Origin of the sequence: Halomonas rhizosphaerae (assembly GCF_030010555.1) — a bacterium.
Classification (GTDB): domain Bacteria; phylum Pseudomonadota; class Gammaproteobacteria; order Pseudomonadales; family Halomonadaceae; genus Halomonas; species Halomonas rhizosphaerae.
In genome coordinates, this window is sequence record NZ_JASCQP010000024.1 from 114,050 (window position 1) to 136,892 (window position 22,843).

20 protein-coding genes are annotated in these 22,843 nt (G+C 67.5%); 14 read left to right on the forward strand and 6 right to left on the reverse strand.

From position 1 onward, the window contains the following. Positions 1 to 10: 10 nt before the first annotated feature. Genes glcF through glcD form a run of 3 tightly spaced genes read right to left on the reverse strand, consistent with a single transcriptional unit; the run spans position 11 to position 3,857 of the window. Positions 11 to 1,243, reverse strand: coding sequence for a glycolate oxidase subunit GlcF (gene glcF / locus QLQ83_RS09370; RefSeq protein ID WP_282735260.1), 1,233 nt, complete (start codon positions 1,241 to 1,243; stop codon positions 11 to 13). A gap of 1 nt (position 1,244) precedes the next feature. Continuing rightward, positions 1,245 to 2,348 carry a glycolate oxidase subunit GlcE gene (glcE, locus tag QLQ83_RS09375; protein WP_282735261.1) on the reverse strand — a complete coding sequence of 368 codons (1,104 nt, stop codon included), beginning with the start codon at positions 2,346 to 2,348 and terminating at the stop codon, positions 1,245 to 1,247. 9 nt (positions 2,349 to 2,357) lie between these two features. Beyond that, on the reverse strand, positions 2,358 to 3,857 hold the full coding sequence (glcD, locus tag QLQ83_RS09380) for a glycolate oxidase subunit GlcD (RefSeq protein WP_282735262.1): 1,500 nt from the start codon (positions 3,855 to 3,857) through the stop codon (positions 2,358 to 2,360). Between the two features lie 195 nt (positions 3,858 to 4,052). Here glcD and glcC point away from each other — a divergent pair, with 195 nt between their 5' ends. After that, positions 4,053 to 4,832, forward strand: coding sequence for a transcriptional regulator GlcC (gene glcC, locus QLQ83_RS09385; protein WP_282735263.1), 780 nt, complete (start codon positions 4,053 to 4,055; stop codon positions 4,830 to 4,832). A 3-nt stretch (positions 4,833 to 4,835) separates the two neighbouring features. Here glcC and QLQ83_RS09390 read toward each other — a convergent pair whose 3' ends face one another. Continuing rightward, positions 4,836 to 5,519 carry a GntR family transcriptional regulator gene (locus QLQ83_RS09390; protein WP_282735264.1) on the reverse strand — a complete coding sequence of 228 codons (684 nt, stop codon included), beginning with the start codon at positions 5,517 to 5,519 and terminating at the stop codon, positions 4,836 to 4,838. Positions 5,520 to 5,699: 180 nt separating this feature from the next. Here QLQ83_RS09390 and QLQ83_RS09395 point away from each other — a divergent pair, with 180 nt between their 5' ends. From QLQ83_RS09395 to QLQ83_RS09440, 10 genes are all read left to right on the forward strand, one after another. Beyond that, positions 5,700 to 6,161 (forward strand): GlcG/HbpS family heme-binding protein, encoded by a 462-nt coding sequence (locus QLQ83_RS09395; protein ID WP_282735265.1) that lies wholly within the window; start codon positions 5,700 to 5,702, stop codon positions 6,159 to 6,161. A gap of 140 nt (positions 6,162 to 6,301) precedes the next feature. Next, positions 6,302 to 7,375 (forward strand): TRAP transporter substrate-binding protein, encoded by a 1,074-nt coding sequence (locus tag QLQ83_RS09400; RefSeq protein ID WP_282735266.1) that lies wholly within the window; start codon positions 6,302 to 6,304, stop codon positions 7,373 to 7,375. Between the two features lie 76 nt (positions 7,376 to 7,451). Further along, positions 7,452 to 7,970, forward strand: coding sequence for a TRAP transporter small permease (locus QLQ83_RS09405; protein WP_282735267.1), 519 nt, complete (start codon positions 7,452 to 7,454; stop codon positions 7,968 to 7,970). Then, on the forward strand, positions 7,967 to 9,247 hold the full coding sequence (locus QLQ83_RS09410) for a TRAP transporter large permease (RefSeq protein ID WP_282735268.1): 1,281 nt from the start codon (positions 7,967 to 7,969) through the stop codon (positions 9,245 to 9,247). Before QLQ83_RS09405 ends, QLQ83_RS09410 begins: the two co-directional genes overlap by 4 nt. 28 nt (positions 9,248 to 9,275) lie before the next feature. Beyond that, positions 9,276 to 10,061 carry an enoyl-CoA hydratase/isomerase family protein gene (locus QLQ83_RS09415; protein WP_282735269.1) on the forward strand — a complete coding sequence of 262 codons (786 nt, stop codon included), beginning with the start codon at positions 9,276 to 9,278 and terminating at the stop codon, positions 10,059 to 10,061. Between the two features lie 35 nt (positions 10,062 to 10,096). Then, complete coding sequence (locus tag QLQ83_RS09420; RefSeq protein ID WP_282735270.1) at positions 10,097 to 11,284, forward strand: CaiB/BaiF CoA transferase family protein; 1,188 nt, start codon at positions 10,097 to 10,099, stop codon at positions 11,282 to 11,284. 62 nt (positions 11,285 to 11,346) lie between these two features. Next, positions 11,347 to 12,555: a pyridoxal-phosphate-dependent aminotransferase family protein gene (locus QLQ83_RS09425; protein ID WP_282735271.1), complete on the forward strand. Its 1,209-nt coding sequence runs from the start codon at positions 11,347 to 11,349 to the stop codon at positions 12,553 to 12,555. A 36-nt stretch (positions 12,556 to 12,591) separates the two neighbouring features. After that, positions 12,592 to 15,597, forward strand: coding sequence for an FAD-binding and (Fe-S)-binding domain-containing protein (locus QLQ83_RS09430; RefSeq protein ID WP_282735272.1), 3,006 nt, complete (start codon positions 12,592 to 12,594; stop codon positions 15,595 to 15,597). A 73-nt stretch (positions 15,598 to 15,670) separates the two neighbouring features. Further along, positions 15,671 to 16,684 carry a low-specificity L-threonine aldolase gene (gene ltaE, locus QLQ83_RS09435; RefSeq protein WP_282735273.1) on the forward strand — a complete coding sequence of 338 codons (1,014 nt, stop codon included), beginning with the start codon at positions 15,671 to 15,673 and terminating at the stop codon, positions 16,682 to 16,684. 34 nt (positions 16,685 to 16,718) lie between these two features. After that, positions 16,719 to 17,243, forward strand: coding sequence for a gamma carbonic anhydrase family protein (locus QLQ83_RS09440; protein ID WP_282735274.1), 525 nt, complete (start codon positions 16,719 to 16,721; stop codon positions 17,241 to 17,243). 6 nt (positions 17,244 to 17,249) lie between these two features. Here the strand turns inward: QLQ83_RS09440 and QLQ83_RS09445 are convergent, their stop codons facing one another. Both QLQ83_RS09445 and QLQ83_RS09450 read right to left on the reverse strand, forming a co-directional pair. Then, positions 17,250 to 18,692 (reverse strand): phospholipase D family protein, encoded by a 1,443-nt coding sequence (locus tag QLQ83_RS09445; protein WP_282735275.1) that lies wholly within the window; start codon positions 18,690 to 18,692, stop codon positions 17,250 to 17,252. 129 nt (positions 18,693 to 18,821) lie between these two features. Continuing rightward, on the reverse strand, positions 18,822 to 20,519 hold the full coding sequence (locus QLQ83_RS09450) for an L-lactate permease (RefSeq protein ID WP_282735276.1): 1,698 nt from the start codon (positions 20,517 to 20,519) through the stop codon (positions 18,822 to 18,824). Positions 20,520 to 20,866: 347 nt separating this feature from the next. Between QLQ83_RS09450 and QLQ83_RS09455 the strand changes: the two genes are divergently transcribed. The 3 genes from QLQ83_RS09455 to QLQ83_RS09465 all read left to right on the forward strand — a co-directional run. After that, positions 20,867 to 21,574 (forward strand): glutathione S-transferase N-terminal domain-containing protein, encoded by a 708-nt coding sequence (locus QLQ83_RS09455; protein WP_282735277.1) that lies wholly within the window; start codon positions 20,867 to 20,869, stop codon positions 21,572 to 21,574. Positions 21,575 to 21,599: 25 nt separating this feature from the next. Then, a complete protein-coding gene (locus QLQ83_RS09460; protein ID WP_282735278.1) occupies positions 21,600 to 22,289 on the forward strand; it encodes a glutathione binding-like protein in 690 nt (229 codons plus the stop codon). A 90-nt stretch (positions 22,290 to 22,379) separates the two neighbouring features. Beyond that, positions 22,380 to 22,843, forward strand: a 464-nt coding sequence (locus tag QLQ83_RS09465) for a transposase (RefSeq protein ID WP_282733626.1), incomplete at its 3' end; no start/stop codon positions are given.

Below are 22,843 nucleotides of genomic sequence, written 5' to 3' on the forward strand. Positions count from 1 at the left end.
TGACGATCCGTCATGCCAGTGCCTCGTCGACGATCTCGATCCAGTGCCTCACCGGAGTGCGGTTGGCGCCGGCCAGGTGGGTCTGGCAGCCGATATTGGCCGTGACGATCACCTCCGGGTTGCCGGCCTCGAGGTTATCGAGCTTGTTGTCGCGCAGCTGGGTGGCAAGTTCCGGCTGGGTGACGGAGTAGGTACCTGCCGAGCCGCAGCAAAGGTGGGCGTCCTGCACCGGGGTGAGGGCGAAGCCGAGCCGGCCGAGCACCTGCTCCACGGCGCCACCGAGCTTCTGGGCGTGCTGCAGGGTGCAGGGGCAGTGGAAGGCGAGCCGGCGCCGCTCCTTCACCTCGAGGGCAGCGAGGTCCTCGTCGTGCAGCACCTCCACCAGGTCTCGGGCGAGCGCGCTGATGCGCTCGGCCTTGTGCGCATAGTCGGGATCGTCGGCGAGCATCTCGCCATACTCCTTGACGAAGGCCCCGCAGCCGCTGGCGGTCTGGACGATGGCTTCACAGCCGGCCTCCACGTGGGGCCACCAGGCGTCGATGTTGGCGCGCATGCGCGCGCGGCCGGCTTCCTGGGCGTTGAGGTGGAAGTCGATGGCGCCGCAGCACCCGGCCTCGGGGGCCGGGGTCAGGCCGATTCCCAGACGATCCAGTACCCGGGCGGTGGCGGCATTGGTGTTGGGCGAGAGCCCCGGCTGCACGCAACCCTCGAGGATCAGCATCTGGCGCGCGTGGCGCTTGCCCTCGGGGCGGGCGCCCGCATCCACCGGTGCCGGGGGCATCTTGTCCCTGAGGGTGCCTGGCACCAGCGGCCGGAAGGTCTGGCCCAGCTTGAGCAGCGCCTTGAAGCGACGGGGGTCCACCAGGGCCTTGCGCAGCCCGAAGCGCAGGGTGCGCTCGGGCAGCGAGCGGGGCACGCGACGTTCGATCTCGGCACGGCCGATATTGACCAGCTTGTGGTACTCCACCCCGGAGGGGCAGGTGGTCTCGCAGTTGAGACAGGTGAGACAGCGATCGAGGTGAAGCCGCGTCTCCTCGGTGACCTGGGTGTCGTCCTCCGGGCTCTCGAGCATCTCCTTCATCAGGTAGATGCGCCCGCGCGGGCCGTCGCGCTCGTCGCCCAGCAACTGGTAGGTGGGGCAGGTGGCATTGCAGAAGCCGCAGTGAACGCAGGTGCGCAGGACGCGGTCGGCCTCGCGGATATGGGGCTTCTTGAGGTCTTCCTCGGTAAAGTGCGTCTGCATCTCAGAGCTCCGCGTAGAGTCGGCCCGGGTTGAAGATGCCCTTCGGATCCAGCTGGGCCTTCAGGTTTCGATGGTACTTCGCCACCACCGGTTCCAGCGGCATGAAGGGGTCGGGCTGGCCCGGTCCCTCGCGGGAGCCCAGGCAGGTGGCGTGGCCGCCGGCGCGGGCGCAGGCCTCGCGGATGGTGTCGGCGGGCAGGTCGCTGCGCAGCCAGCGCTGGGTGCCGGCCCAGTCGTGGAGCAGGTCTGCTTCCTGGACGCCGGCAAGCGCCAGCGAGGGCGTGTTGTGGGGCAGCGAGAGGCGCCACAGGGCGCGGGTGTCCTCCCGGGAGAAGAAGTCCAGCGTCTGCTCGCGAAGCGCCGTCCAGAAGTCCGCGTCCAGTTCGTCGCCGCCGAGGCGCTCGCGGGTGGCGGCAACCGAGCTGGGCCCGCCCTCCAGGCGCAGGTGCAGGGCGCCGGCGTGCCAGGCGGCGGCGGTGATGGGCAGCGGGTGCCGCCCCCACTCGGCGAGCCTCGTCTGGGCGTCGGCCAGCGGCATCTCGAGGCGCAGGCTGTGGCAGGCGCCGGGCCTGGGCAGTACCTTGAGCGAGACCTCGGTGATCAGCCCCAGGGTCCCCTGGGCGCCCACCATCAGCCGCGACAGGTCGTACCCGGCGACGTTCTTCATCACTTCGCCGCCGAAGCGCTGCTGGTGTCCCTCGTGGTTAATCACCCGGGTGCCCAGCACGAAGTCGCGCACGCTGCCGGCCCAGGGCCGGCGGGGGCCGGAGAGGCCGGTGGCGACCATGCCGCCCACGGTGGCGTCCGCGCCGAAGTGGGGCGGCTCGCAGCCGAGCATCTGGCCGTTGTCGGCCAGGGTGGCCTCCAGCTCGGCCAGCGGCGTGCCGCTGCGCACCGAGACGATCAGCTCCACCGGGTCGTAGTAGGTGATCCCGCGGTGCTCGCGGGTGGACAGGGGCTCGCCGTCGACGGGGCGGCCGTAGAAGGCCTTGGTATCACCGCCGACGAGGCGCAGCGGGCTGCCCTCGGCCGTGGCCCGGCGAACGCGTTCGGCGAGCGCCTCGCTGATGTCCTGGTCGGTCGGTTGGGGGCGTATCTCCACCATGGGGAATCCTCAGAATCGGGGCAGCTCGGGGTGCGGGAGTTCATTGTTGTGCACGTGCATGGCACCGAACTCGGCGCAGCGAGCGAGCGTGGGGATGTTCTTGCCCGGATTGAGCAGGCGCTCGGGGTCGAAGGCCGCCTTGACCGCATGGAAGGTAGCCAGCTCGCCCGGGTTGAACTGGGCGCACATCTGGTTGATCTTCTCGCGGCCCACGCCGTGCTCGCCGGTGATCGAGCCGCCGACCTCGACGCACAGCTCGAGGATCTTGCCGCCGAGCTCCTCGGCCTGCTCCAGCTCGCCGGGGCGGTTGGCATCGAAGAGGATCAGGGGGTGCATGTTGCCGTCGCCGGCGTGGAAGACGTTGGCGACCCGCAGACCATATTCCTCGGAGAAGTCGGCGATGCCCTTCAGCACCCGCGGCAGCTCGCGGCGCGGGATGGTGCCGTCCATGCAGTAGTAGTCCGGCGACATGCGGCCCACCGCCGGAAAGGCGTTCTTGCGCCCCGCCCAGAAGGTGGCGCGCTCGGCCTCGTCGCGGGCCTGCTGGATGCCGGTGGCCCCGGCCTTCTCGAGCACCGCGCGCACGGTGGCGCAGTCGTCGTCGACGTCGGCCTCCACGCCGTCCAGCTCGCAGAGCAGGATGGCCTCGGCCTCCACCGGATAGCCGGCCTTGACGAAGTCCTCGGCGGCGCGGATGGCGAGCTTGTCCATCATCTCGAGCCCGCCGGGGATGATGCCCGCGGCAATGATGTCGCCCACCGCGCGGCCGGCCTTCTCGACGTCGTCGAAGCTGGCCATCAGCACCTTGGCGGTCTCGGGCTTGGGCAGCAGCTTGACGGTGATCTCGGTGACCACGCCGAGCATGCCCTCGGAGCCGGTGAACAGGGCCAGCAGGTCGAGGCCCGGGGCGTCCAGCGCCTCGCTGCCCAGGGTCATGCGCTCGCCCTCGATAGTGATCACCTCCACCTTCATGACGTTGTGCACGGTCAGCCCGTACTTCAGGCAGTGTACGCCGCCGGCATTCTCGGCCACGTTGCCACCGATGGAGCAGGCGATCTGCGAGGAGGGGTCTGGCGCATAGTAGAGGCCGTAGGGCGCCGCCGCCTCGGAGATCGCCAGGTTGCGCACGCCGGGCTGGAGCCGGGCGATGCGGGCGTCCGGGTCCACGTCGAGGATGCGGTTGAAGCGCGACATCACCAGCAGCACGCCCTTCTCGAGGGGCAGGGCGCCGCCGGAGAGGCCGGTGCCGGCGCCGCGGGTCACCACCGGCACGCCCAGGGCGCAGCAGCGCTTCATCAGCGTCTCGACCTGCTCGAGGGTCTCGGGCAGGGCGACCAGCATGGGCAGCACGCGGTAGGCGGAGAGGCCGTCACACTCGAAGGGGCGCAGGTCCTCCTCGCGGTGCAGCAGGGTGAGCCCGGGCGCCGCCTGCTGCAGGTCGGCCAGGACGTCGGCCTTGTCGATGTCCGGCAGCTCGCCGTCGAGCCGCTCGTCGTAGAGGATGTTCATGTGGCTTCCTCGCTGGATGGCCCATGACCCGCGCGGGCCGGGCAATGACCGGTTGTGGCCTTCAATCTGTGCTTTCTTGACGGGCGTGTCCAGTCTCTGGTTCGCTGGTCAGACCAGTTGTGAGTATAATTCTGGAAAGTATTTCCAAGGTACACCCTAGCGCCACGGTAGGACATCCCCCCGGAGGAGACCATCATGCCCCGCTACCATGATGAGCTGGTCACCACCTCACGCACGCCCGATGCCATCGCGGCCAGGCTCGAGGAGCTGATCCTCGACGGCGTGTTCCGCCCGGGTCAGCTGCTGCCCTCCGAGCGGCGCCTGAGCGAGCGGCTGCAGGTCTCCCGTGCCTCCCTGAGGGAGGCGCTCAGGACGCTGCGCAGCAAGGGGGTCATCGTCACCCGGCAGGGGAGGGGCTCGGTGGTGGCCGAGCTGGTCACGGCGGCCCAGGACACGCCGCTGATGCATCTCTTCCGCGACCACCCGCGGACGCTGTTCGACCTGCTGGAGGTGCGGGCCCTGCTCGAGGGCGAGTCGGCCAGCCTGGCGGCCAGCCGGGGCACGCCCTCCGACCGGGTGCTGATTACCCGCCGCTATCGGGAGATGGTCGACTATGTGGAGAGCGCCGAGTCGATCGATGTCGAGCGCCTGGCACGGCTCGATCACGGCTTCCACCTGGCCGTCTGTCAGGCGTCCCACAACCCGGTGCTGGTGCACACCCTGCAGAGCCTCACCGACCTGCTGCTGAGTTCGGTGTTCGCCTCGGTGAAGAACCTCTATCACCGCCCGAGCTCCCGCGAGATGATCAATCGCCAGCATGCGCGGCTCTATCGCGCGGTCATCGAGGGCAAGCCGGTCCTCGCCCGGCGTGTCGCCCTGGAGCATCTCTCCGGCGTGGGCGAGCAGTTGCGCGAGATCGAGGCGGAGGACCAGCGACTGGAGCGCTCGGCCATGCGCCTCGAGGGCTGGGAGTAAGGGTCAGGAGGTGGCGACATCGAGGGTGGTCTCGTCCTCGATCACGCCGGCGAGCGAGGCCACCTCGAGCTTGTTGCAGAGGTGGTCGCGGAGGATCTGTCCCAGGCGCCTGCCGTCTCGCGCCTCCAGGGCAAGGATCATGTGCTCGTGGTCCTGGACGGCCTTGCGCCAGAAGTCGTCGGTCATCTTCTTCGAGTAGCGGACCCGTTTCACTCGCTGGTTGAGGTTGCTGTAAGTCTCCTGAAGCACCTCGTTCGCCGAGGCGGACAGGATGCCCTCATGGATCCTCTGGTTGACCTGGAAGTAGTCCGGCAGGTTGCGATCGCGATAGTGCCGGAGCATCTCGTCATGCAGCGCGCGGATGACCTTGATCTCCTCGTCGCTGATGTTCTGGCAGGCGAGCTCGCCTGCCAGCCCCTCGAGGGCCCCCATCAGGTCGTAGGTATCCTTGACCATCTTCAGGGTCAGGCGCACGACCCTGGCGCCGCGATTGGGCAGCAGCTCGATCAGACCCTCGGAAGCGAGGACCTTCAGCGCCTCCCGCAGCGGCGTACGGGATACCCCGAACCGCTCGCAGAGCTGCTTCTCCGATATCCGCTCGCCCGGTGCGAGATCCCCCTGCTCGATGAGTTCGCGGACGCGGTCGGCCACTTCCAGGTAGAGGCTGCGATGATGGATCTTGCTCATGGCATGGGTCCCTCGAGGCAATGGCGTCCTTGGTGGTCCCGGCCGGGGCGCCGGCCGCTTTGCCGGGCCTGCCGGTTCCCCCTCGGGTGGGTACGGGCCAGGCTGGCATTATTTCACGAAAGGTATTATGAATTCAAAATACAACCAATATCCACCTCGACGAACATTCAGGAGTTTCCCATGGCCGGCAAGGTCTTCCGTAGTCAGTTCCAGCTTGGCCGTTCCCGGGCCAGGGCCATTCTCGACGGGGCCTTCGCCAGGGCGCGTGAGGCCTCGATGGAGCCTCTCACGGTGGTGGTGCTCGACGGTGGCGGGCACGTCGTCGCCGCCGAGCGCGAGGACGGCTGTGCCCCGCTGCGCTTCCCGGTAGCGCAGGGCAAGGCCTTCGCCGCCCTGGGCAATGGCGCCTCGAGCGGCGTGGTCGGCGCCCGCAATGCCGAGCGACCGGCCTTCCTCGCCAGCGTGGCCGCAGCCTCGGGCGGGCACTTCGTCCCGGTGCCCGGCGGGGTGCTGATCCTTGACGACGACGCCCGGGTGATCGGCGCCGTCGGCGCCAGTGGCGCCTCATCGGGCGAGGACGAGGCCGCCGCCATCGCCGGCATCGAGGCGGCGGGACTGGCCTGGGGGCTGGAGCCCGACTGATCCGGGGGGGCGCGCTCGACCAAAGTTTAATACCGAATAATGAATTTTGAATTCAGATTGAATTCGTGACGGTCGGACTCACCGCGCCGTTGGATGGCCGAGGATGACTCGGGCCGCCGGGGTACCCCGGGTGGCCCTCCATGAGCCGCCACGGCCTGGAGACTGCCCGGGAAGGCGCCACAACCGGGCAGGACACCTACAACAACAAGTCAGCACTGGAGTATCCGATGAAGATGATCAAGACAGCATTCGCCAGCGCCTCACTGGCCCTGAGCCTGACGCCAGCGCTCGGTCTCGCCCAGACCGAGCTGCAGTTCGGTCACGTGGGCAATCCCGGTTCGCTGTTCGATGCCTCCGCCAAGGAGTTCGCCGAGCGGGCCAACGAGCGGCTAGGCGACGACTACGAGGTAGTGGTCTACGGGTCGAGCCAGCTGGGCGGCGACAGCTCCATGATGCAGAAGCTCAAGCTCGGCCAGCTGACCTTCACGCTGCCGTCCACCGTCATGTCTTCGGTGGTCGACGAGTTCGGCCTGTTCGAGATGCCCTACCTGATCAAGGATCGGGAGCACATGAAGCGGGTCATCGATGAGGTCCTCGAACCCGACCTCTTCCCGCTGGCGGAGGAAGAGGGCTACAAGATCCTCGCCGTGTGGGAGAACGGCTTCCGCCAGATCACCAACAACGAGCGGCCCATCAACACGCCCGAGGACCTGGACGGCCTCAAGCTGCGCACGCCCAAGGGCACCTGGCGGGTACGCATGTTCGAGGAGTACGGCGCCAACCCGTCGCCCATGGCGCTCTCCGAGGTGTTCACCGCGCTGCAAACCGGCACCATGGATGGCCAGGAGAACCCCCTGGTGCAGATCTACTCCCAGAAGTTCCAGGAGGTCCAGGACTACCTGTCCATGACCAACCACGTCTACACGCCGGCCTATGTGGTGGTCTCCAGCAACCACTGGGAGGACCTGCCCGAGGACGTCCGCGACGTGCTGGCGGAGACGGCCCGGGAGGTCCAGGACTTCGTCTACGAGACCGCTGCCCGGCAGGATGAGGAGCTCCTCGGCGAGATGGAGGCTGCCGGCATGGAGGTCAACGAGGCCGACAAGCAGGCGTTCATCGATGCCAGCGGTCCCATCTACGATCTCTTCGACGAGGAAGTGGAAGGCGGCGGCGACCTGGTCGACCGCGTACTGGCGCTCGGCCAGGAAGAGTAGCCCGCTTCGAACCCCCGACCGAGGACCGCCCCACACCCGGGGCGGTCTCCCTCCTCTGCTCGACGGAGTGGCTTCCATGTCCCTTGCGAGACTGCGATCCGGCTTCGAGTGGCTGCTCGAAGTCATCACCATGCTGCTGGTGGTTTCCCTGGCGGTGGTCGTGCTGCTCGGTGTCACCTTTCGCTTTACCGGCAACTCTCTCGGCTGGTACGACGAGGTGGCGGCCGTGATGCTGGCCTGGGTGACCTATTACGGCGCCGCTCTCGCCGCCCTCAAGCGTGCCCATATCAGCGTGCCCGGCCTGGTCTACTCGCGGCCACCGGTGGTGCGCGTGACTCTGGTGTTGATCGGCGAGGCCATCATCATCACCTTCTTCGTGCTGCTTGCCTTCTATGGCGTGCGCACCATCCAGATCCTTGGCGGCTCGACCCTGGTCAGCGTGCCGATCCCGATCGCCGTCACCCAGTCGACCATCCCCATCGGCGCCGGGCTCTACGTGATCGCCGAGCTGATCAACCTGCCCACCATCCTCCGTGAGGCCTGGCAGGGCAGGCGCCCGCCCTCGGAGCAGGACATCGTGGAGGAACTGCAATGACGACTGCCCTGATCCTGCTCTCCGGGCTGGCGATGATCTTCATCAACGTGCCCATCGCCGTGGCGCTGGGCGCCGTATCCCTGGTCGCCATGCTGGTGCTGCAGGGGCCGAACAGCCTGCTCAGCTTCCCCATCGTGATGTTCGATGGCTCGACCAAGTTCCCGCTGATCGCCATCCCGCTGTTCGTGCTGGCCGGGGCGATCATGAACACCGGCGGCATCTCCCGGCGGCTGATCGACTTCGCCTCGGCGCTGCTCGGCTTCATCCGCGGCGGGCTGGCAATGGTCAACATCGGCACCTCGCTGTTCTTCGCCGAGATCTCGGGCTCGGCAGTGGCCGACGTCGCCGCCCTCGGCTCCATCCTGATGCCGGCGATGAAGAAGAAGGGCTATCCGGCGGACTTCACCGCCGCGATCACCTCGTCCTCGGCGTCGCTGGCGATCATCATCCCGCCGTCCATCCCGATGATCCTCTACGCCGCCATGGCCGATACCTCGGTGGTGCAGCTGTTCGTGGCCGGCATCGTCCCCGGCCTGCTCGGCGGGCTGTCGATGATGGCGCTCGCCTGGTACTTCGCCGTCCGCTACAACTACCCCGTCGAGGAGACCTTCCGGCTGTCCCGGGTGTGGGCCACCTTCAAGGCGGCGAGCCTCGCCTTCCTGCTGCCGCTGATCATCCTCGGCGGTATCTTCGGCGGCTTCATGACCGCCACCGAGGGCGCCGCCCTGGCGGTGCTGGCGGCGCTGCTGATCAGCTTCCGCTACGGCGAGCTGCGCTGGAGTACGCTGCGCGGGGCCATGGTCGAGGGCGGGGTGCAGACCGCCGTGGTCATGCTGCTGGTGGCGAGCTCCGCCCTGCTCGGGGACTTCCTCACCCGCGCCCAGCTGCCCCAGACGCTGGCCGCGGTGATCGGCGACTTCACCAGCAACAAGTACATGGTGCTGGCGCTGCTCAACGTCTTCCTGCTGGCGATCGGCATGATCCTGCATTCGGCGGCCGCCATCATCCTCACCGTGCCCATCGTCATGCCGCTGGTGATGATGGTCGGCATCGATCCGGTCCACTTCGGCATGATCGTCACCCTCAACCTGGCCATCGGCCAGCAGACCCCTCCGGTGGCGAGCGTGCTGATGACGGCCTGCTCGGTGGCCAAGGCGGACATCTGGGACGTGGCCAAGGCCAATGTGCCCTTCATGATCCTGCTGTTCGTGTTGCTGATGCTGGTCACCTACGTGCCGGTGGTCCCCATGGGCCTGGTGGAGCTGTTCTACCGATGAACCCGATGATCCCGAGGGGAGGATTCCCATGTCCGACGATGCCCTGATCGTCCGCCGCGAGGGCGGAATCGCCTGGATCGGCTTCAACCGCCCGGCGAACCGCAACGCCATGACCTGGGCGATGTACGACGCCCTGGAGGCCTGCTGCGACCGGCTCGCGGAGGATGACTCGGTGGTGGCGGTGGTGCTGCACGGGGTGGGGGGCGAGGCCTTCGTGGCCGGCACCGACATCTCCCAGTTCACGCACTTCGCCGCCCCCGAGGATGCCATCGGCTACGAGCGGCGCATCGACCGGGTGGTGGGCAAGCTCGAGGCCCTGCCCAGGCCCACCATTGCCCTGGTCGAGGGGGCCTGCGTGGGGGGCGGGGCGGCCCTGGCGCTGGTCTGCGACTTCCGCTACTGCACGCCCACCATGAAGTTCGGCGTGCCCATCGCCAGGACGCTCGGCAATACCCTGTCGATGACCAACGTCTCGCGGCTGGTCGATATGGTCGGCGTGGCCCGCACCAAGGAGGCGCTGATGATGGGCCGGCTGTTCGACGCCGAGGAGGCCCGCGAGGCGGGGCTGGTCAACGGGGTGTTCGACGCCGGGGTGATCCATGAGGAGGTGGCCGCCATCGCCGCCGAGTTCGCGGGGCGCGCCCCGCTCACCGTCCAGGCCAGCAAGGCGCTGGTGGGACGGGTGCTGGCCGAACGTCGTCCCGACCCCGAGGCCGGGGACGACTGGGTCACCACCTGCTACATGAGCGACGACTTCAAGGCGGCGGTGAACCGGTTCGTCCACAAGACGCCCTTCGAGTGGACGGGCCGCTAGCCATGCCGACAGACCCCCAAGGAGGGAGCACACCGATGCTGCCACTGCAGAACCTCAAGGTCCTCGACATCTCCCAGATCATGGCCGGCCCCTATTGCACCATGGTGCTGGCCGACATGGGCGCGGAGGTGATCAAGGTCGAGAAGCTCAACGGCGGCGACGACAGCCGCCAGATGGGCCCCTACGTCAACGACGAGTCGACCTGCTTCTCGCAGATCAACCGCAACAAGAAGAGCATCTCCCTCAACCTCAAGGAGGACCGGGCCCGGGAGATCTTCTATCGCCTGGCGCGCGATGCCGACGTCATCGTCGAGAACTACCGCACCGGGGTCACCCAGTCGCTGGCGATCGACTACGACACCATCAAGGCGATCAACCCGGGCATCGTCTACTGCTCGATTTCCGGCTACGGCCAGACCGGCCCCTACAAGCACAAGGGCGGTTTCGACCTGGTCGCCCAGGGCATGACCGGGCTGATGTCGATGACCGGCGAGCCGGGGCGTCGTCCGCTCAAGACCGGCATCGCGGTCTACGATATCGGTGCCGGGCTGACCGCCACCTACTCCATCCTGGCCGCCGTCATTCACCGGATGAACACCGGCGAGGGCCAGCACATCGACATCGCCATCACCGAGTGTGGCCTGCCCTGGTTCACCTGGGAGGCGGCGGCCTACTTTGCCGAGGGCCGGGTACCCGAGCCTACCGGCTGGCGCCATCGGGTCTCGGCCCCCTACCAGGCGGTCAAGGCCCGTGACGGCTACCTGATGCTGGGCTGCGCCAACCAGCGCACCTGGGAACGGTTCGCCCGGGACGTGCTGGAACGCCCCGAGCTGATGGAAGACTCACGTTTCCTGACCAACCACGACCGCGGCCAGCATGTCGAGGAACTCGAGGCACTGCTGGAGTCGCTCATGGCCGAGCGCGACGTCGATGACTGGCTCGCGCGCTGTGACGCGGCCGGGGTGCCGGCGGGCCCGATCAACGACTTCGCCCAGGCCATGAGCGACGAGCACTACCTGGCGCGCGGGATGGTGCAGGAGATGGATCACCCGACGATTGGCAAGATGAAGACCATCGGCTTTCCCAGCAAGTTCTCGCGCACCCCGTCGCAGATCCGTCATCCGGCGCCGCTGTTTGCTCAGCACACCGATGAAGTGCTCGGTGGCATGGGGCTGTCTGCCGAGGAGCTCGAGACCCTGAGGGCCGAGGGCTGCATCAAGTAGGCGCCTTTTCGAGACATGGATTGCATTCATTATCCAAGAACAAGATGCACGGAGATTGACTCATGCTGAACCTCGACTTCCATCCCGCCGGCCGCCACTTCCTGCAGATACCCGGCCCTTCCCCGGTGCCGGATCGCATCCTGCGCGCCATGAGCCTGCCGACCATCGACCATCGGGGGCCGGAGTTCGGGGCGCTGGGCCGGGAACTGCTCGGCAAGGTCAAGAACGTCTTCAGGACCGAGAACCCGGTGATCATCTACCCGGCATCGGGCACCGGCGCCTGGGAAGCGGCGCTGTCCAATACCCTCTCGCCGGGTGACGAGGTGCTGATGTTCGAGACCGGCCACTTCGCCACCCTGTGGCACAGGATGGCGCGTCGCCTGCAACTCGAGCCCGAGTTCATCGGCCTGCCGGGCTACGAGGGGTGGCGCCACGGCGTGCAGGCCGACATGATCGAGGCGCGCTTGAGGGAAGACACGGGGCACAAGCTCAAGGCGGTCTGCGTGGTGCACAACGAGACCTCCACCGGGGTGACCAGCGACATCGCCGCGGTGCGTCGCGCCATGGACGCCGCCGGTCATCCGGCGCTGCTGCTGGTCGATACCATCTCGGGGCTGGCCAGTGCCGACTACCGCCACGACGAGTGGGGGGTCGACGTCACCATCTCCGGCTCCCAGAAGGGGCTGATGCTGCCGCCCGGCATCAGCTTCAACGCGGTCTCCGACAAGGCCATCGAGGCGAGCCGCCACAACCGCATGCCGAAGAGTTTCTGGGCCTGGGACGAGATCCTCGAGGCCAACCAGAACGGCTACTGGCCCTATACCCCCAGCACCAACCTGCTCTACGGCCTCAACGAGTCGCTGGACATGCTGCTCGAGGAGGGGCTGGAGCACGTGCTGGCGCGCCACCAGCGCTGGGCCGCCGGCGTGCGCACGGCGGTTCAGGCCTGGGGGCTGGAGATCCAGTGCCAGGACCCGGCCGTCTACTCGCCGGTGCTCACCGGCGTGGTGATGCCCGAGGGCACCGACGCCGACGACGTGCGCCGGATCATCTACGAGCGCTTCGACCTGTCTCTGGGCACGGGGCTCGGGAAGGCCAAAGGCAAGATGTTCCGCATCGGCCACCTGGGCGACTGCAACGACCTGACCCTGATCGCTACCCTGGGCGGCTGCGAGGCGGGCCTGAAGCTGGCGGGCGTGCCCCTCAAGGGCAGCGGCGTGACGGCCGCGCTGGACTACTTCGCCGGCCACTCCCTCGAGGCCGCCCGCTGACCACCGGCAGTGCCACGCATGGCGGAGGAAGATCACATGACGTCCCTCAAGGACAATTCCCGGGCCGGCAGGGCCCCCGATGCCCGGATCAAGCCGGTCACCGACCTGGCGGCCCGGCTGTCACGCGAACTCGAGGGCGAGGTGCTGTTCGACGACGCCTCGCGGGGCCGCTACTCGACGGATGCCTCCATCTACCAGGTCACGCCGGTGGGCGTGGCGATTCCCCGCCACCAGCAGGACCTGGCGCTGGCGCTGGAGATTGCCCGGGACGCCGGGGTACCCGTACTGGCGCGCGGCGCCGGTACCAGCCAGTGCGGCCAGACGGTGGGCGAGGCGCTGGTGATCGACAGCACCCGCTGGCTCGACGAGATCGTCGAGTTCGACCCCGAGGCGCGCACCGTGGTGGTCGAGCCCGGGGTTGTGCTCGATCACCTCAACGCCTGGCTCAAGCCCCACGGCCTCTGGTACCCGGTGGATGTCTCCACCAGTGCCCAGTGCACCATCGGCGGCATGGCCGGCAACAACTCCTGCGGCTCGCGCTCGATCCGCTACGGCAACATGGTGCACAACGTGCTGGGCGTGGACGCGCTGCTGGCCGGCGGCAGCGAGGGGCACTTCGGGTTCGTCGACCAGCTCCCGGCCTCGGGACGGGTGCGCGAATTGGCCGAGCGGGTGAAGGCCATCGCCGAGGGCGTGGCCCCCGAGATCCGCGAGCACTTCCCCAAGGTGCTGCGCCGCGTCGGCGGCTACAACCTCGACCTCTTCGACTGCCAGAACCCCAAGCCCTATGACCCGGACGCGCGCGTCAACCTGGCCCACCTGCTGGTGGGCTCCGAGGGCACCCTCGCCGTGAGCCGCCGGATCACCCTGCGCCTCTCGCCGCTGCCGGAGCACAAGGTGCTCGGGGTGGTGAACTTCCCCACCTTCTACCAGGCGATGGACCTCACCCAGCACATCGTTACCCTGGACCCTTCCGCCGTGGAACTGGTCGACCGCACCATGATCGACCTCTCGCTGGAGAACCCGGCCTTCCGCCCGGTGATCGAGAAGGCCCTGACCGGCAGGCCCGAGGCCGTGCTGCTGGTGGAGTTCGCCGGCGAGGAGCGCGAGGCCCAGCTCGCCTCTCTCGAGCGCCTGCACGAGCTGATGGCCGACCTGGGCCTGCCCGAGAGCGTGGTGGCCATGCCCGCGCCTGCCGAGCAGCAGGCCCTGTGGAACGTACGCAAGGCCGGGCTCAACATCATGATGAGCATGAAGGGGGACGGCAAGCCGGTCTCCTTCATCGAGGACTGCGCGGTGCCGCTGGAGCACCTGGCCGAGTACACCGACAGGCTGACCGACGTGTTCCACCGCCATGGCACCGAGGGTACCTGGTATGCCCACGCCAGCGTGGGCACCCTGCACGTGCGGCCGATCCTCGACATGCGCCGCGACGGTGCCGAGAAGATGCGCGAGATCGCCGAGCAGGCCTCCGCCCTGGTGCGGGAATACAAGGGGGCCTACTCCGGCGAGCACGGCGACGGCCTGTGCCGGGGCGAGTGGGTGGCCTGGCAGTTCGGGCCGAGCCTCAACGACGCCTTCAAGGAGGTCAAGCGGCTCTTCGACCCCGAGAACCTGCTCAATCCGGGCAAGATCGTCGACACCCCGAGAATGGATGACGAGCGCTACTTCCGTTTCTCCAAGGGGTACCGGAGGATCCCGCTGACCCCGGTGTTCGACTGGTCGGGGTGGAACCTCACCCGCGACCCGCTCACCGGCGAGCAGGGCGAGCCCGGCAGCGCCGGCGACCCCACCCATGGCCTGGCCATGGCGGTGGAGATGTGCAACAACAACGGCCACTGCCGCAAGTTCGATGCCGGCACCATGTGCCCGAGCTATCGCATCACCCGCGACGAGCAGCACCTCACCCGGGGGCGTGCGAACACCCTGCGCCTGGTGCTCTCCGGCCAGCTCGGCGATGAGGGGCTGGCAAGCGACGACGTCAAGGAGGCGCTCGACCTCTGCGTCTCCTGCAAGGGCTGCAAGCGCGACTGTCCCACCGGTGTCGACATGGCCAAGTTCAAGATCGAGGCACGCACTGCCCGGGTGAAGGCCCGAGGGCTGTCGTGGCGCGATCGCATGGTCGGCGAGATGCCTCGCTATGCGCCCTGGGCCAGTCGGTTCTCCAGCCTGCTCGGTGCCGTGGAACGCGTACCGTTCCTCTCGCGCCGGGTCAAGGCGACCCTGGGGCTCGCGGCGCAGCGCGACTTCCCGCGTTTCTGCGACAACTTCCTCGCCGAATCGCAGGGTGAGGTGGTCCAGGCCCCGCGGGAGGTGCTGCTGTTCGTCGATACCTTCAACAACTATCTGGAAGGCGAGAATGCCCGTGCGGCCAAGCGGGTGCTGGAAGCTGCCGGCTACCGGGTGCACCTCAACGTCAGGCAGGGCGAGCGGCCGCTGTGCTGCGGACGGACCTACCTCTCCTCCGGGCAGTTCGACAAGGCGCGGCTGGAGGCGCGTCGCACCCTGGACCACTTGATGCCCCATGTCAGACGGGGCGTGGCGGTCGTCGGGCTCGAGCCCTCCTGCCTGCTGACCATGCGCGACGAGTTCCTCCAGTACGGCTTCGGCAAGGAGGCCGAGGCCCTGTCCGGGGCGGCCTTCCTGTTCGAGGAGTTCCTGGTCCGGGCCCATGTGTCGGGCGAGTTGCCGCTCGACCTCAAGCCGGTGGATCACCCGCGGGCGATGCTGCATGGCCACTGCCACCAGAAGGCCTTCGATGCCGTGCGTCCGGTCGAGCAGGTGCTCTCCTGGATCCCCGGCCTCGAGGTAGAGACCATCGCGTCCTCCTGCTGCGGCATGGCGGGCAGCTTCGGCTACGAGGCGGAGCATTACGACGCCTCGATGCAGATGGCCGAACTGTCGCTGCTGCCGGCGATCCGCGAGGCCGCCGAGGATGCCGTGCTGGTGGCCGACGGCACCAGCTGCCGCCACCAGATCCGGGACGGCAGCGGCCGGGAGGCCCTCCATGTGGCCCGGCTCCTCGAGCGCGCGCTGGCCTGAGACCGCGGCCGGCGGCGCCCCGCACAGGGGGCCGTCGGCTCCCTTCCCCGACACCCGAACGAGGCGGTTGACCATGATCGATCTGCGCAGTGACACCGTGACGCGGCCCACCCCGGCCATGCGCGAGGCCATGGCGCGGGCCGAGGTCGGCGATGACGTCTGGGGCGACGATCCCACGGTCGCCGCCCTCGAGGCCGCCGTGGCCGAGCGGGCGGGCAAGGCCGCCGGGCTCTTCCTTCCCTCGGGCACCCAGAGCAACCTGGCGGCCCTGCTGACGCACTGCCAGCGCGGCGACGCGTTCATCGCCGGCCAGCTCGCGCATATCTACCGCGACGAGGGGGGCGGTGCCGCGGCCCTCGGCGGCATCCAGGCCCAGCCCATCGAGCATGACCCCGATGGCACCCTGCCCCTGGACAAGGTGCAGGCCGCGATCAAGGGGGCGGACATCCACCATGCACGGACGCGGCTGCTGGCCCTGGAGAACACCTTCCGCGGCCGGGTGTTGCCCGCCGACTACCAGACCGAGGCCATTGCCCTGGCACGCGCCCATGGCCTGGCCACCCACCTGGATGGCGCTCGCCTGTTCAACGCGGCGGTGGCCAGTGGACGGCCCCTGGCGGCGCTGTGCGAGGGCTTCGACTCCGTGTCGCTGTGCTTCTCCAAGGGACTGGGGGCCCCGGTCGGCTCGGTGCTGGTGGGCAATGAGGCCTTCATCGCCAGGGCGCGTCGCTGGCGCAAGACCCTGGGCGGCGGCATGCGCCAGGTCGGCATCCTGGCGGCGGGGTGTCACCATGCCCTGGAGCATCACGTCGGGCGGCTGGCCGAGGATCACGCCCGTGCCCGGCAGCTGGCGGACGGGCTGGCCGATATCGAGGGGATCGCGGTGCAGGCCTGCGACACCAACATGGTCTTCCTGGCGGTGCGCGAGGCCGACGGGAGGGCCCTGGAGGCGCACCTGGCGTCCCGGGGGATCCTGGCGGCCGTGGGCGCGACCACCCGCCTGGTCCTGCACCTGGACATCAGCGACGATGCTATCCCCCGCATCCTGGCCGCCTTCCGGACCTTCGTGGCCCGGGCGGGGGCCTGAGCGGGCCTTTCATCATCCACAGGAGACCCTATCCATGGCGATCTATCAGTATGGCGACGACCGTCCCGCGATCGGTGACGACGTCTACGTGGCCGAGACGGCCGATGTGATCGGTCGGGTCACCCTCAAGCGCAACGCCAGCGTCTGGTACCAGGCGGTGCTGCGCGGCGACACCGACCACCTCGAGGTCGGCGAGGGCAGCAATATCCAGGACGGGGCGGTGCTGCACGCCGACCCCGGCTACCCGCTCACGGTCGGCACGGGCGTGACGGTGGGGCACCAGGCCATGCTGCATGGTTGCACCGTCGGCGACGGCAGCCTGGTGGGGATCCAGGCGGTGATCCTCAACGGCGCGGTGATCGGCAGGAACTGCCTGGTGGCGGCCGGGGCGGTGGTCAAGGAGGGGGCTAGCTTCCCGGACGGCTCGCTGATCGTGGGGGCGCCGGCCAGGGTGGTGCGCGAGCTCTCTACCGAGGCCATCGAGGGCCTGAGGAAGAATGCCGAGGGCTACGTGGAGCGTGGCCGACGCCATGCCACCGACCTGACCCGCATCGGCTGACGCCCCTCAGAAGGTGGTCAGGCCCAGATAGGTCTGCGCCGCGTAGATGACGCGTTGCCAGGCCGTCAGCACGTTCTGGTACTCCGTCTGATCGAGGGTGTAGGTACCGCCGCGGTTGAGCCATAGCGTCAAGAAATAGGCCTCCACCTCGCGCATCACCCGGGCATCCGCCGGCCCCTCGATCAGCAGACTCGCCTCGAGATTGAAGTCGGCGAGGTTGCGTCTGGTGAAGTTGGTCGACCCACTGATGACGGTGGCGCGGTCACCCTGCTTCAGGAGCATCATCTTGGGGTGGTACTGCTCGATCTCCACGGCGTACCAGCGTACTTGCACGGCACCGTCGGTGTCCTCCAGCAGTTCCTCGACCACCGGGCGATTGGGGAGCCCGGTCTTGCGGCGACCGAAGGCGGTCTCGTTGGGGTCGAGGATCATCGCGACCTGGACGCCGCGGTTGGCGGCGTCCGTTATCGCATTGATCACGTGGCGGTCGGCGAGATAGTACATGCCGAGCCACAGCTCATCCCCCTCGTCCGCCGTCTCCAGGGTCTCCAGTACCTTTCTCAGGGTCTGGCCCTCGGTGGTGTACTGCAGGCTCAGTTCTCCCCGCGCTTCGCCACTCCGCCCGGTGTAACGCGGCAGGCTGATTCCGCTCTCGCCGAGATCCACCACCGCCTGTTCGGCCTTGAGCATCTCGGCAATGATCGGCCCGTCGACCTCGAAGGCGACATTTTCGTGAAAGCCCGATTCGTCATGGACATTGGCCGAGGCGACCAGCGCGGCATCCTCGGTGATGAACACCTTGCGGTGGTTGGCCTTGATGTTGAAGAGCTTCAGGTAGGAGCGCAGCGTCAGGCGTGGCCCGTCGTCGACGAAGGGATTGGCGAGCCAGCCGTGGCCCTCCTGGCCGAACCACTGAATCCCCATGCGCCAAAGCGTCGAGTAGATCGGGGTCGAGTCCCTGAGCGGCTCGAGGTCTGTGATCACCACCTCGATATCCGCTTCCTTCAGGGGCACCAGCCAGTCCCCCGCGTAGGAGCCGTAACCGGTGTTGACCTCGTCGGTGATGAACACGATCGGCATGTCCGGATGGGCCTCTCGCTTGGCGAGCAGATGTGCCAGGAGGGTATCGCTGAGCGGTGGATAGCCCTGCGACGGCTCATTGACCAGGCCGTTCATCATGAACACATCGATCACGATGAAATCGTCCGCCTCGTCGATCAGCCGCCAGAGCCGCGGGAAGATCTGCTGGTCGACGTGACGTTCGTCGCCTTCATGGTGGGTGAGATCACGGAAGAAGCCCGCTTCGTCGACGCGGTACACCTCGCTCGCGTAGGAGATGCCGTCCGGCAGTGGCTTGAACTGGTGATAGCCCAGCACCCCCGCATAGACGAGCAGGAAGGCCATCAGGTACCAGCGCTTGCGGCGCCAGAAACGCTTGCGGTCGGTCACGTCTCGGCTCTCCCGTGCGGTATGCGTTTCAGCCTGATACAGCTCGCGGAAAAGAGCGAGCGGCAGACGACAGAACGCCCCGGCGATCGACCGGGGCGTTCTGTTGCACGCGGAATGCCCTGAGGGCGGCTAGCTGCCCATCAGCGGGTCCGATATGCCGAGCACATAGAAGGCCACCAGCCCGATGAACCCGGCGGCAACCAGGTAGTAGATCGTCGGCAGGATGGTCTTGCGGATGGTCTCGCCCTCGCGGCCCAGCAGGCCCACGGTGGCGGAGGCCGCGACCACGTTGTGGATGGCGATCATGTTGCCTGCCGCGGCGCCCACGGCCTGCAGGGCGACCATCATGGCGGTGGAGACGCCGAGCTGCTGAGCGACGTTGAACTGGAAGTCGGAGAGCATCAGGTTCGAGACGGTGTTCGAACCGGCGATGAAGGCCCCCAGCCCACCCACGGCTGGAGCGAAGAACGGATAGACTCCGCCCACCCCGTCGGCGACGAACTGGGCCATGGCCACCGGCATCGAGACCAGGTCGGCGGCATTGACGCCGGAGTTGATCAGGATCCGCACCATGGGAATGGTAAAGATCAGCACGAAGCCGGCACCGAAGATGGTCTTGGTCGACTCATGGATGGCCGCCGACATCTCGCGTGCGTTCATGCGGTGCAGGAAGTAGGTCACCGCCACCACCATCAGGATGATGCCGCCGGGCAGGTAGAGCGGTTCGATACTGCCAGAAACACCGGTCTCGCCGAGGATATTGCTCCAGCCGAGGCTCAGCGAGGTCAGCGCATTCTTGAGCGGTTCGATAGTGCGCGAGGCCACCAGGAACACGGCCAGCAGCACATAGGGCACCCAACCCATCAGGGTGGTGATCGGGCTCTTGCCCACGATGTCTTCGGTCTTGATCACCAGCTTGCCGATCCATGCGTCCGGCCATGACTTGGCGTCCGGGAAGTCCCAGGTGTCCTTGGGAATCAGGAAACCCCTTTGCGCGGCGGGCACGACGATGGCCAGGCCGACCATGGCGCCGATCATCGACGGGAACTCCGGCCCCAGCAGCACGCCCGCCAGCATGTAGGGCACCACGAAGCAGACACCGGTGAAGATGGCGAAGGGGGTGATGGAGAGCCCTTCCTTCCAGGATTTGTTGGCCCCGAAGAAGCGCACCATGACCACCACCATGATCAGCGGCATCAGGACGCCGACGATGCCGTGGGTGATGGCTACCTCGCTGGTCACCAGCCGAAAGAAGACCTCCCAACTGGAGCCGCCGGACTCGAGGGTCTCGGTGATGCCGGCGCGATCCAGGCCACCGGAGACCCCCACCACGATGGGCGTGCCCACGGCACCGAACGACACCGGCGTGGACTGGATCATCATGCCCACCACCACGGCGGCCAGGGCCGGGAATCCCAGCGCCACCATCAGCGGGGCGGCCACGGCGGCGGGGGTGCCGAAGCCGGAAGCGCCCTCGATGAAGCAGCCGAACAGCCAGGCGACGATAAGCGCCTGTACACGGCGGTCGGGGCTGATGCCCGAGAAGCCCTTGCGGATCGCGGTGATGCCGCCCGAGTGCTTCAGGGTGTTGAGCAGCAGGATGGCGCCGAAGATGATCCACAGGATCGAGACGGTGAGCATCAGCCCCTGCAGGGTCGAGGCCAGAACCCGGTTGAAGCTCATCTCCCAGGCGAACAGGGCGATCAGCGCCGAGACCACGAAAACCACCGGCATGGCGGTCTTGGCGGGCATGCGAAAGCCGATCAGCAACACACCTGCCAGCACCAGGGGCACAAAGGCGAGAAGTGCGAGTATCGTTTCGTTCATGGAGGGGTTCCTTTCACGTTGGAACGGTTGGTCGTGGAGCCTCCCCGACCGTGCGGGGCATGAAGAAGGGCGCACCTTAAAGCGCAAGTGTAGGGCTTGACCATTGCTGGATAACTGGTATGACCAATCCTCAAGGGCGCCGGAATGCAACGGATTTTTCTGAAATAGCCGCTGATTCAGGGGCTTCCGCGGCATGCCGGCAGGCGGGATCCTCTCGCTTCCGCGCGGGATATTAGACTAATGGACAAGCCGTTGTCGCCGGGCGACCCGCCTGCGACGGCGTTGGCGGTGTGCGGCAAAGGCTGGCACTATCGGGCCATACCCATGACCGGATACCAGGAGGCGGCATGACACGGGTGCTCTATGATCTCTGCGGCATTGACGAGGGGCTGCGCTTCTCTCCCTTCTGTTGGCGAGTACGCTACGCCCTGGCCCACAAGGGGCTGGAGGTTCAGACGCGGCCCTGGCGCTTCTCCGAGAAGCAGGCCCTGGCCTTCGCCGAGCATGACAAGGTGCCGGTGCTGGTCGACGGGGACGCGGTGGTCACCGACAGCTACGAGATCCTGCGCTACCTCGACCGCACCTATCCCGAGGCGCCACTGCTGGGCGGGGGCCTGGCCGAGGCGCGTGGGTGCTTCTTCAAGCACTATGCCGAGCGTTCACTGGCCCCGGCGATGATGCGCACCATCATTATGGACTTGCTCAACGCCATCCACCCCGACGACCGGGCCTACTTTCGCGAGACCCGCGAGAAGCGCTTCGGCCGGACCCTGGAGGAGTTCCACTCCCCGGCCAAGGGGCTGGCCCAGCTGGATGCGGCCCTGGAACCGCTGCGCGGCCGGCTCAAGGAGGCCGACTTCCTCGACGGCGAGGCCCCGGCCGGCGCCGACTACCTGGTCTTCGGAAGCTTCATGTGGGCACGCTGTGTCTCCAGCGCCGACCTGGTCTCCAACGCCGACCCGGTACATGGCTGGCTCGAGCGCATGCTCGACCAGCACGGCGGCCTGGGGCGCAAGGCCCTGCGCATCACCGACATCGAGGGAGCCTATCGCTGAGGCGAAGGGCCCGAGGAGGAGAGCGGTGATCGACCTCTACTACTGGACGACGCCCAACGGGCACAAGGTCTCGATCTTCCTGGAGGAGGCGGGGCTCGAGTATGTCGTCAAGCCGGTCAATATCGGCCGTGGCGAGCAGTTTTCCGAGGAGTTCCTCGAGATCGCCCCCAACAACCGCATCCCGGCCATCGTCGACCGGGCGCCGGTGGATGGCGGCCAGCCCCTGGGGCTGTTCGAGTCAGGGGCCATCCTCGAGTACCTGGCCGACAAGACGGGCCGCTTCCTGCCCGGAGCCGGGCGCGAGCGCTATGTGGTACTGCAGTGGCTCTACTGGCAGATGGGCGGGCTGGGGCCCATGGCCGGTCAGTCCCATCACTTCCGCCACTACGCGCCGCAGACTATTGACTACGCCGTCCAGCGCTATGTCCGGGAGACCGCCCGTCTCTACGGCGTGCTGGACCGGCGCCTGCAGGACCACGACTACCTGGGGGGCGACGCCTACTCCATTGCCGACATGGCGACCTACCCCTGGGTGAGGTCCTGGGAGAGGCAGGGCCAGGACATCGAGGCGTTTCCCGAGGTATTGCGCTGGATGCAGGCCATCGAGGCGCGCCCGGCGGTGCAGCGGGCCTATGCGCTGGTCGAGCGGGTCAACCCGAGCAACGGGGTGGAGATGGATGAGGAGGCCCGCCGGCACCTGTTCGGCGAGCACTGAGCGGCACGCATTCGCCCCTCCCCGCGACGCCCGGCCCCGTGAACTGCACCCCGAAAGTTGGACACCCAATTCAACCTTCGGGGTGTTTCTATGAGGAACCAGTACAGCGACCACTTTAAGTTGCAAGTGGTGCAGCAATACCTGGATGGGGATGTCGGCCTAGAAGTGGTCGCCCACCACTTTGGTCTGGACTATTCCATGGTCAGGCGATGGGTGGAGCAGTACCGGCAGCATGGGCCTTCAGGATTGTGCCAGACACGCCGTCACTACAGCCCAGCGTTCAAGCGCGAGGTGCTGGAAAGGATGTGGCGCGACGGCTTGTCGATCCGGCAGACCGAGGCCCTGTTTGATATCCGTGCCGCTGGCGCTATTGGCAGATGGGAGCGCCAGTACCATAGTGGTGGCCTAATCGCCTTGGAACCGAAACGTACGGGACGCCGCCCGATGCCCCAGAAGCCCCCATCTCCACCGCCCGAGCCTCCCTCCGATGGTGAGCGCTCCCATGAGGAGCTGCTCGAGGAGCTGGCATATCTGCGGGCGGAGAATGCCTATCT

Coding starts and splice junctions, on each gene's coding strand:
- glcF (WP_282735260.1), bottom strand. CDS start 1,243: ATGCAGACGCACTTTACCGAGGAAGACCTCAAGAAGCCCCATATCCGC.
- glcE (WP_282735261.1), bottom strand. CDS start 2,348: ATGGTGGAGATACGCCCCCAACCGACCGACCAGGACATCAGCGAGGCG.
- glcD (WP_282735262.1), bottom strand. CDS start 3,857: ATGAACATCCTCTACGACGAGCGGCTCGACGGCGAGCTGCCGGACATC.
- glcC (WP_282735263.1), top strand. CDS start 4,053: ATGCCCCGCTACCATGATGAGCTGGTCACCACCTCACGCACGCCCGAT.
- QLQ83_RS09390 (WP_282735264.1), bottom strand. CDS start 5,519: ATGAGCAAGATCCATCATCGCAGCCTCTACCTGGAAGTGGCCGACCGC.
- QLQ83_RS09395 (WP_282735265.1), top strand. CDS start 5,700: ATGGCCGGCAAGGTCTTCCGTAGTCAGTTCCAGCTTGGCCGTTCCCGG.
- QLQ83_RS09400 (WP_282735266.1), top strand. CDS start 6,302: ATGAGCCGCCACGGCCTGGAGACTGCCCGGGAAGGCGCCACAACCGGG.
- QLQ83_RS09405 (WP_282735267.1), top strand. CDS start 7,452: ATGTCCCTTGCGAGACTGCGATCCGGCTTCGAGTGGCTGCTCGAAGTC.
- QLQ83_RS09410 (WP_282735268.1), top strand. CDS start 7,967: ATGACGACTGCCCTGATCCTGCTCTCCGGGCTGGCGATGATCTTCATC.
- QLQ83_RS09415 (WP_282735269.1), top strand. CDS start 9,276: ATGTCCGACGATGCCCTGATCGTCCGCCGCGAGGGCGGAATCGCCTGG.
- QLQ83_RS09420 (WP_282735270.1), top strand. CDS start 10,097: ATGCTGCCACTGCAGAACCTCAAGGTCCTCGACATCTCCCAGATCATG.
- QLQ83_RS09425 (WP_282735271.1), top strand. CDS start 11,347: ATGCTGAACCTCGACTTCCATCCCGCCGGCCGCCACTTCCTGCAGATA.
- QLQ83_RS09430 (WP_282735272.1), top strand. CDS start 12,592: ATGACGTCCCTCAAGGACAATTCCCGGGCCGGCAGGGCCCCCGATGCC.
- ltaE (WP_282735273.1), top strand. CDS start 15,671: ATGATCGATCTGCGCAGTGACACCGTGACGCGGCCCACCCCGGCCATG.
- QLQ83_RS09440 (WP_282735274.1), top strand. CDS start 16,719: ATGGCGATCTATCAGTATGGCGACGACCGTCCCGCGATCGGTGACGAC.
- QLQ83_RS09450 (WP_282735276.1), bottom strand. CDS start 20,519: ATGAACGAAACGATACTCGCACTTCTCGCCTTTGTGCCCCTGGTGCTG.
- QLQ83_RS09455 (WP_282735277.1), top strand. CDS start 20,867: ATGACACGGGTGCTCTATGATCTCTGCGGCATTGACGAGGGGCTGCGC.